This is a genomic window from Inquilinus ginsengisoli (assembly GCF_031453975.1).
GTDB classification, from domain to species: domain Bacteria; phylum Pseudomonadota; class Alphaproteobacteria; order DSM-16000; family Inquilinaceae; genus Inquilinus; species Inquilinus ginsengisoli_A.
Window position 1 is genome coordinate 838,384 of record NZ_JAVDPW010000001.1, and the last position, 6,034, is coordinate 844,417.

At 63.5% G+C, this 6,034-nt stretch carries 4 protein-coding genes; 3 read left to right on the plus strand and 1 reads right to left on the minus strand.

The window, feature by feature from the left end:
- Positions 1-450 precede the first annotated feature (450 nt).
- From E9232_RS03810 to E9232_RS03820, 3 genes are read left to right on the plus strand one after another with little or no spacing between them, the layout of a single operon-like run.
- Positions 451-1,278: a response regulator transcription factor gene (locus tag E9232_RS03810; RefSeq protein WP_309792226.1), complete on the plus strand. Its 828-nt coding sequence runs from the start codon at positions 451-453 to the stop codon at positions 1,276-1,278.
- 39 nt (positions 1,279-1,317) lie between these two features.
- Positions 1,318-3,573 (plus strand): GumC family protein, encoded by a 2,256-nt coding sequence (locus E9232_RS03815; RefSeq protein WP_309792227.1) that lies wholly within the window; start codon positions 1,318-1,320, stop codon positions 3,571-3,573.
- A gap of 11 nt (positions 3,574-3,584) precedes the next feature.
- Positions 3,585-4,871 (plus strand): polysaccharide biosynthesis/export family protein, encoded by a 1,287-nt coding sequence (locus E9232_RS03820; RefSeq protein ID WP_309792228.1) that lies wholly within the window; start codon positions 3,585-3,587, stop codon positions 4,869-4,871.
- A 62-nt stretch (positions 4,872-4,933) separates the two neighbouring features.
- Here the strand turns inward: E9232_RS03820 and glmS are convergent.
- On the minus strand, positions 4,934-6,034 hold a 1,101-nt coding region (gene glmS / locus E9232_RS03825), incomplete at its 5' end, for a glutamine--fructose-6-phosphate transaminase (isomerizing) (RefSeq protein WP_309792229.1).

Below are 6,034 nucleotides of genomic sequence, written 5' to 3' on the forward strand. Positions count from 1 at the left end.
GGACCCGCCATCGATCGGTCAATGGCGCGGGCGCGCGGATGTCCAAAGTGGGGCGTGCCCATCCTCAGTTTGCGCGGCCGTTGGCACGATAGACGGGTTGGCAGCATCCGCAGCCCCATTTTTGCATATGTTGAGAAGACCTGTCGGCGCGGATGGCCCCAAAGGAGTACATTTCGCCTAATTCAGGTTAATTCCCAAAGAGGGCAAAACGGATATTATCCTTATCGATGATCCTGGGCTCGGGTGTATTCGACCCGTGGATAGGATCCTCCAATTTATACCAAAGCGACATGCAGGTTTAATGGAGAGTTCGGAAGTTTTTCCTTCTCTCTCCTGAGAAATCGAAGGGGGGTTGGAAGAATTGCTCCGGAGCAACAAGCAGTAATTTGCATAAAAATTGATGCAATGTCGCTCTGACGAACGGAGATGGCTTCTACAGAGGGAAATAATATGTCTTACAATCTGCAATTTTCTGCCGATGGCGCTGCAAAGAACTATATCGAGGCGGCCGAGGCAAGTTCAAAACTATATGACTTCCCCGACGCGAGCGATTTCAAGTCCAGGTCCTCGGATGACAGAGTGTCTATCGAGAGCAACGGCAATATGCATCTGGCGGTGATCGACTATAGGAAACTTGAGCTGGAATGCCTTACCCGGGGATTTAGATCCCGAAACGCGAATATCGAGGCATCTGCCTTCTCGGACATAGACGGATGGCGGAACACCGCGGACATCCACGACCAGGTGTCAGCGATCCTGTTCAACATCGGGTGGAGGAATGCAGCCGACCAGGATGTGGTGGATGCGGTGAAGTCCCTCGCAACGGACTTTCCGGGAATTCCCACGATCGTCATCGGTGACGTGGAAGACATGGCTCATGTCATGAAGATCCTGGAGTACGGAGCTCGAGGTTACATCCCAACCAGCGTGGGGCTAGACGTCGCCATCGAGGCGGTCCGCCTGGCACGGGCGGGCGGAATATTCGTTCCAGCAAGCAGCCTTGCCTCCTTCCGGCAGCATTTGTCCGGAGAAAAGCCGCATCAGAGCAATGCGATGGACGGCTTGTTCACGGCGCGTCAGGCGGCAGTAGCCGACGCGCTGCGTCGAGGCAAGGCGAACAAGATTATCGCCTATGAACTTAATCTTTGCGAGAGCACGGTAAAGGTACATATCAGAAATATTATGAAGAAACTAAAAGCCAAGAACAGAACCGAGGTTGCTTATAAGATAAACGATATGATGCCAAGAGGATCCGGTCCGGACCGATCCGTGTGCTGAGGGTAGACTCTATAATATTGCAATCTGGATGGTGCTGCCGTGATAGAGATCGTGAATGGCTCTGGGCATCATATGCGGGGTCTGCAGGACTATCTGCGCATATTGCGTAGACGGAAGCTGGCGGTTTGGATCTCGGTGGGGGCCGCCACGGCTATCGCAGGTTTTCTCTACCTGCAGGCGGAACCCCGTTACGTCGCGGAGGTCGTCATCGCGCTCGATGCGCGTCGAGTCCAGATTCTGCCAGCCGATGCAGTGATTTCTCCCATGCCGCAAGACAGTCCGGTTCTTCGGACCGAACTGGACGTCATCGCATCTCGCACGATGGCCGAACGCGTTGCCGGTATTCTCGAGCGCAGGGGATACGCGCCCGGTGACATCGCGCCGCCTCTGGCTGAAACCTTTCGACAGAGGATCGAGCGGTGGATCGGGAACGGCTGGGATACGGTGGTCGGGTCGGCTTCGCCGGAGCCGCCCGCGGCGCTATCCGATGCGGGAGCGGGGGCGCCGAAACCTGATGTGATCGGTCGTCTGCTCGAAAACCTCCAGGTGAGCAATGACGGTCGTTCCTACACGATCTTCATCTCCTATTCGGCCGGGGATCCGGAATTCGCCGCAGAGGCTGCCAACGCGTTCGGCGAAGCCTATCTGTCCTACCAAGCCTCGGTCCAGTCCGAGGCCACGCGACAGGCGAGCGAATGGCTCGGAGCGAAGCTCGACGACCTGCGGCAACGGCTCGAAGTCTCCGAGGCCGCGGCCGAGCGCTTCCGACGCGACGCCGGGCTCATCGAGTCCGACGGCACGACGCTTGAGACGCAGCGGATCAATGCCCTCAACATTGAGCTCGTCCAGGCCCGTTCCAGCCGTGCCGATGCCGAGGCCCGCCTCGACACCGCGAAGGCCCTCTCGCAAAATGAGGGCGGTCTGGACAATTTCGCGCAGGTCCTGGGTTCGGCCACGATCCAGGCGCTTCGGACCGAACAGGCGAAGCTCGAGCGCAGCCTGTCCGAACTGCAGGACACGGGCGCGGTGAAGAGCAGCCAGCTGCCGTCCCTTGAGTCGCAGCTGGCTTCGCTCAGGCAGCAGATCGCGGCCGAAGTGCAGCGCGTGCTCAAGAGCCTAGACAATGAGCTCGATGTCGCCCGGCGCAAGGAAAGCGCGTTGCAGGCCGCGTTCCATGAGGCCGAGGCCGATCTGACCAACACCAGCGACGCTCGGGTGCAGTTGAACCAGCTCGAGCGCGAGGCGACTGCCGACCGCACAATCTACGAGACTTACCTCAACCGTTATAAGCAGACGATCGAGCAGCAAGGCTACGCCGTTCGTGAGGCCCGCATGGTCTCCGAGGCCGAACCGCCATCTGTGCCGGCAAGCCCGAAACTGGTTCCCTATGCCGGGCTGGGCCTGCTGGCCGGCCTCGGCCTTGGCTTCGGCCTCGCGCTGCTGCGCGAGAATCTCGACGACCGGGTCCGCTCCCCGGAGGATCTGGAGCAGGCGATCGGCATTCCCGTGATGGATCTCGTCCCCCGGATTCAGAAGGGGAGGCGAGCGACACCGGTGTCCGCCTTCGTGCTGGATCAGCCACGGTCCGCCTTCAGCGAGGCCATCCGCACGCTACGATCGACGCTCCAGCTGGCGCCGGCGACCCGGCGCGCCCAGGTCCTGATGTTCACATCGGTCCATGCCGGCGAGGGTAAGACCAGCCTGGCGGTCTCGATTGCGCGCTCGGCGGCCCGAGCAGGGCTCAAGACGCTCGTCGTCGACGCCGATCTGCGCAAACCCGCGATAGCGGCCCAGTTCGGATCTTCCGCGGCCCCGCCGGAGCCCAAGGCTGCCGGCTGCTCGGAGGCATTGGAGGAAGTGATCCAGATCGATCCGCGGTCCCAGGCTCATTTCATCGCCCCGGCACTGCTCGGAGAGTCCCTCGATTGCATCTTTGGCGGCGGCAGTCTGCGGGAGGCGCTCTCGAAGCTGAGGAAGCGATACGATCTCATCATTCTCGACACCGCCCCGGCCTCGACATCCACCGACGCGGCCCAGATGGGGGCCTTGGCGGACGCAACCATCCTGGTCGTGCGCTGGGGCCGGACGAACAAGGAAGATGTCGCCACCTCCATCAGGCAGCTCGCCTTCCGCGGCGTCACGGTCTCTGGCGTTATCCTCAACGACGTCCCCGCAGGCCGGCAGACACGCTACGAGCCCAACTCCCTCACCATCGCGGCATGGTCTCCGGAAATCAATCAACCGCCCCCGCCCGATTTGCGCGGCAAGGGTATCGAGCTCGTGAAGGAAGCCTAGAGGGACGGACCATGACCATCGATCTCTGGACGTTGATGCCGGCGTATCCCCGTGAGGCCGCCGGCCCGCGCAGAGCGCACCGCGGTCTTCCCGCTCTGGTCGCAGGGCTGTTGTGGATGGCGGCCGCGCCCCCGGCCGTGGCGGGCGACGGGGCCTACCACATCGGCCCTGGCGACACCCTGATGATCTCGGTCTTTGGGCAGGAGACCTTGACGGGGCGGTTCCGCGTCGGCCCCGACGGGATGATCGGCTATCCGCTTCTCGGCGAGGTCGATGTCGGCGGGCTCAGCACGAGCGAGATCGCCAAGCGGATCGGAGCCGAGCTGGAGGAGCACGTCCCCGAGGGCAAGGCCATCAGCGTGTCGATCGAGGAGTACGCGCCGGTGTTCGTCCTGGGAGAGATTGAGAAACCGGGCCCCTACCCTTATCGGCCAGGCATGATCGCGCTGGAGCTCCTCGCGGTGGGAGGCGGGCTGAAGCAGCCGACCCTGGCCACGGACAACAGCCGGCTCCAGCTCATCTCGACGGCGCAGGACTATACCGACGCTCAGCTTCAGCGCTTCTCTCTCCGGGTGCGCCGCGCCCGGCTCGAGGCCGAGATGGACGGGGCCGAGGATTTCGCCTTCGCCCTGCCGGCGCATGACGATGTTCAGGATGTCGACGCGCTGAACCGGATCGTGGAGAGCGAAAGGAAGCTGTTCAGCGTCCGCAAGCAATCCATGGAGAGCCAGGACCGAGCGATGCTGGCCCAGCGCGCCAGCTACGAGCAGGAGATCACGACGCTGGAACAGGCCATCAAGCTGCACGGTGACGAACTCGCCCTGCTGGCCGAGGATGTGAAGGCGATGCAAACCCTGGCCGACCAGAAGCTCACCCAATTAACGCGGCTGCGCGAGACACAGCGCAGCTATTCGGTGGCCCAGCGCGACATGCTGGAGCAGCAATCCTATCTCGCGCGGGCGCATCAGAACCTGCTGGACATCGAGCAGCGCCGTGTCGAGCTGCGGAGCAAGCAGAGCGATGAGGATGCCACCGGCATCCGCGAGGCGGATCTCGAGATCGCTCGCAGCGACCAGAAGATAGCCTCGATCCTCACCACCCTGGAGGAGATGAAGAGACAGGCGACGGTCGCTTCCGAGTCCGTCGCCACCTTGACGACGACCTATGCCATCACCCGTCTGGTGGATGGCCAGTACCAGGAGATCACCGCCGATGAAAGGACGGAGATCAAGCCGGGGGATATCCTACGGGCCACCCAAAAGATCAAGCTGCGCGGCCCGCAACTTACCCTCAACTGATCGCCGCCGCGTGGGTGACGCGCCGGGGGCCGTGCCGCCGGCGCGTCATTCGTAAAGGAGTCCTATTCGACGGTCACGCTCTTGGCCAGGTTGCGCGGCTGGTCGACGTCGGTGCCCCTGACCACGGCGGTGTGATAGGCCAAGAGCTGCACCGGCACGGCGTAGAGGATCGGCGCCACGAAGGGGTCGACGCTGGGCAGGTCGATCGCCGCCACCGGGCCCGGCCCCAGCCTCTCGATGCCCTCGCGGTCGGAGAAGAAGATCACCTTGCCGCCGCGCGCCATCACCTCCTGCACGTTCGACACGGTCTTGTCGAACACGGAGTCCCGCGGCGCCAGCACGATCACCGGCACCTTGTCGTCGATCAGGGCGATCGGCCCATGCTTCATCTCGCCGGCAGCATAGCCCTCGGCGTGGATGTAGCTGATCTCCTTCAGCTTCAGGGCGCCTTCCAGCGCCAGCGGATAGGACAGGCCGCGGCCGAGATACAGCACGTCGCGCGCCAGGGCCACCTCGTGGCTGAGCGTGCGGATGGTCTCGTCATGGTTCAGCACGTCGGCCAGCCGGCTGGGCACCTCGGTCAGCGCGGTCGACAGCTCGGCCTCGCGTCCGGCGTCGATGGCGCCGCGCGCCCGGGCCGCCGCCACCGCCAGGCAGGCCAGGACGGTCAGCTGGGTGGTGAAGGCCTTGGTCGAGGCGACGCCGATCTCCGGCCCCGCCAGGGTCTGGATCACCGCGTCGCTCTCGCGCGCGATCGAGCTGTCGGGCACGTTGACGATCGACAGGATGCGCTGGCCCTGGGACCGGGCATAGCGCAGCGCCGCCAGCGTGTCGGCGGTCTCGCCCGACTGCGACACGAAGATCGCCAGCCCGCCGGCTGGCATCGGCGCCTCGCGGTAGCGGAACTCGGAGGCGACGTCGATCTCGACCGGCAGCCGCGCCACCGTCTCGAACCAGTATTTCGCGACCATGCCGGCGTAGAAGGCGGTGCCGCAGGCGATGATGGTGGCGCGCGGGATATCGGCGAAGTCGAAGGGCAGCGACGGCAGCATGATCGCCCGCGCCGCCGGGTCGATCATGGTGCGCAGCGTGTCGCCCACCACCGCCGGCTGCTCGTAGATCTCCTTGAGCATGTAGTGGCGGAAGTCGCCCTTGCCGATCAT

Bases quoted from the DNA above. Each gene is read 5' to 3' on its own strand.
- E9232_RS03810 (WP_309792226.1), top strand. From the start codon at position 451: ATGTCTTACAATCTGCAATTTTCTGCCGATGGCGCTGCAAAGAACTAT.
- E9232_RS03820 (WP_309792228.1), top strand. From the start codon at position 3,585: ATGACCATCGATCTCTGGACGTTGATGCCGGCGTATCCCCGTGAGGCC.